The organism is Nostoc cf. edaphicum LEGE 07299 (assembly GCF_015207245.1).
GTDB classification, from domain to species: Bacteria; Cyanobacteriota; Cyanobacteriia; order Cyanobacteriales; family Nostocaceae; genus Nostoc; species Nostoc edaphicum_B.
In genome coordinates this window covers 1-3,103 of the sequence record NZ_JADEXF010000798.1, presented here as the reverse complement: position 1 = coordinate 3,103, position 3,103 = coordinate 1, and the positions used below count along the sequence as shown (strand labels likewise).

Genomic DNA, 3,103 nt, shown 5'->3' with positions numbered 1-3,103 from the left:
CTAAAAGGGTAAGCGATCGCAGTCAATTCATCATTGAACCTTCTAACTCAAACAGTTCAGCTAGAAACGAAAACAAAGAAAATATTCCCTAAGTAGGAGATAAACGTTAAGACATCTGTCCTAACGTAATTATTCTATGGAAAAAAATACAGATATGTCTGTAACCAAGCGCGTGGAAATTTTAGATTTAATTCGGGAACTTCGTCAACAGCTCAATCTTTCTCAGAAACAGTTTGCTACTAAAGTAGGAGTTTCTTTCAAAACAGTCAACCGTTGGGAGAATGGGCATACAGTCCCTTCACCCATAGCGCTAAAACTAATAGAAGAAATGTTACGGAAGATGGGTGAACCTGGGAAAAGACTGCTAAATCAGTATTTTCCAGAAGCAGAGTAGGGTTATGAGTCGTAAGGCGAGGGCATCTGAATTCCAAAACATCTTTGCTGGCAATAGAGACAAAAGCGCATTCATCCGGGAGAAACTGCTGCACTATGGTATTGCTGTCCTATCCGTTGTCTTAGCACTGTGGGCAACTCTGCTACTCAATCCATATCTCACTTCAACGCCTGGGGCACTGTTTTTTGGTGCGGTGATGGTGAGTGCCTGGTACGGAGGCTTAGGGCCAGGGTTACTTGCAACCCTTTTGTCTACTTTTGCAGTCAATTACTTCTTTTTTAAGCCACTCGATCGGTTGAACATCACAAATCTGAATATTGTAATTCCCTTGGTAGTGTTCGTGCTAACAGCAGGGTTAATCAGCTGGCTTAACGAATCACGCCGCACAGCTCAACGGCAAGCTGAGGCAAACTTGAAGTCACTACACGAAAGCGAGGCCCGGTTTGGTCGCTTAACAGAGTCCAATATTATTGGGGTAATTGTGGCTAATCTGAATGGCTTAATCGTTGAAGCCAATGATACCTTTCTAAAAATGCTCAATTATACCCGCGAGGATTTGCATTCTGGTCGAATCCGCTGGGGCGAGATCGTTCCACTCGAATATATCGAGGTGAGTGAGCGAGCGATTCAAGAACTGACAATGACTGGGAGTTGTAAGCCCTTTGAGCAGGAATACATCCGCAAAGACGGCTCTCTAATTCCCGTTCTACTTGGTTTTGCTAAACAGGGAGATCGGACAATCATTGGGTTTGTTCTTGACTTAAGCGAACGCAAACAAGCCCAAGCAGAAGCCCAGCATCGCTCCCACCAAGCAGAAGAAGCCCAGAGCATTTTGCAAATGCTCCTAGAACACGTTCCAGAGGGAATTACGATCGCTGGCGGCCCCCCTGATTTCCCAATCATCGCTAACAGCAAACTCACGCAAGAGCTTTTGGGCAGACCGAATGAATCTCTCGTTGGTATGTCTTCTGAATCTTATGTTCAGTTCTACAATCTGTTCTTGGCTGATGGTGTAACGCCCCTCACTTTAGAGGAACTACCTTTATACCGTGCTACGCGCTATGGTGAAACGATCCGCGATGAAGAATGCATCATTGAACGTCCAGATGGGACTACAATTACAGCGATCGCCAATGTCGTACCAATTCGCGATTCCCAAGGTGAGATTATTGGTGCAATAGATTGCTGGCGCGATATCACCAACCGTAAGCTGATAGAAGAAGCACTGCGGCAACGAGAAACAGAACTTCGTTTAATTACAGATACGCTGCCAGTCCTGATTACCTTTGTAGATTCAGAACAACGCTACCGCTTCAACAATCGAGCTTATCAAGAGTGGTTTGGGCATTCGACGGCAGAAGTTTATGGGAAGTATCTTTGGGAAGTTTTGGGTGAATCCGCTTATGAAGTGCTTCGTCCTTATGTGGAACAAGTACTGGCAGGAGAGCAGGTTACTTTTGAAAGTGAAGTTCCTTATAAAGATGGTGGCACGCGTTACATTAATGCCATTTATGTTCCCCAGTTTAATAGACAGGGAATTGTTGAAGGGTATGCGGCGTTGATCACCGACATCAGCGAACAGCAAGCTGCGCTACGCGATCGCAACTTGGCAGAAGCAGCGTTGCGCGAAAGTGAAGGCCGCTTTCGCCAGATGGCAGACACTGCTCCCGTACTGATTTGGATGTCCGGCACTGACAAACTTTGTAACTACTTTAATAAACCCTGGCTAGATTTTACCGGGCGAACTCTGGAGCAAGAGATGGGCAATGGGTGGACTGAAGGTGTTCATCCTGATGATTTTCAGCGTTGCTTAGATACATACACCAATGCTTTTGATGCCCGACAAAATTTTAAAATGGAATATCGCCTCAGACGTAATGATGGTGAATACCGTTGGCTTTTTGATACTGGTGTGCCTTGGTTTACACCAACGGGGGAATTTCTTGGCTATATCGGCTCTTGTGTTGATATCCATGATCGCAACTTGGCAGAAGCAGCGCTACGTGACAGCGAGGAGCGATACCGAATTTTAGCGGAAGTCTCACCACAAGCAATTTGGATGGGCGATGTCTACGACGGGCTACGCCTACGCAATGGTGGGATTACCTATTGCAATCAATACTGGTTAGACTATACCGGACAGACAATGGAGCAGACTGCTGGCTATGGCTGGATTTCTGTCATTCACCCCGATGATCGCGATCGCGTTTTGAAAACTTCGATGCAAGCTGTTGCCAATGCTACAAATTACGAAATAGAAATTCGCTTTCGTCAAGTTTCTGATGGTAGCTATAGTTGGCATATTGTCCGGGGTTTACCATTTCGAGATCCAAGCGGACAGATGATCAAGTGGGTGGGCATCGCCAGCGACATTCACGATCGCAAAGTTGCCGAAGCTGCCTTGCAACAACTCAACGAAATGCTAGAGCAACGGATTCAAGAACGCACTATCCAACTCGAAGCCGCCAATAAAGAACTTGAATCTTTCTCATACTCAGTTTCTCACGACTTGCGGGCACCGCTGCGCCACGTCGCCGGATTTGTCGAATTGCTTCAGAAACGGCATAGCTCAACAACCTTAGATGAAACGAGTCAGCGCTATTTAAAAATAATTGCCGAAACTGCCAAACAAGCAGGAATACTGATCGATGAATTGCTGACATTTTCTCGTATGGGGCGCACCGAAATGCGCTACATCAACCTCAATAT

At 45.9% G+C, this 3,103-nt stretch carries 2 protein-coding genes; both read left to right on the top strand.

Annotated elements, in window-relative coordinates; all coding sequences use genetic code 11:
• Positions 1-136 precede the first annotated feature (136 nt).
• The gene (locus tag IQ229_RS20820; RefSeq protein WP_228013613.1) at positions 137-394 is read left to right on the top strand and encodes a helix-turn-helix domain-containing protein; all 258 of its coding nucleotides are present in this window, start codon (positions 137-139) and stop codon (positions 392-394) included.
• A 4-nt stretch (positions 395-398) separates the two neighbouring features.
• The coding region (locus IQ229_RS20815) for a PAS domain S-box protein (RefSeq protein WP_194046984.1) at positions 399-3,103 on the top strand (2,705 nt) is incomplete at its 3' end.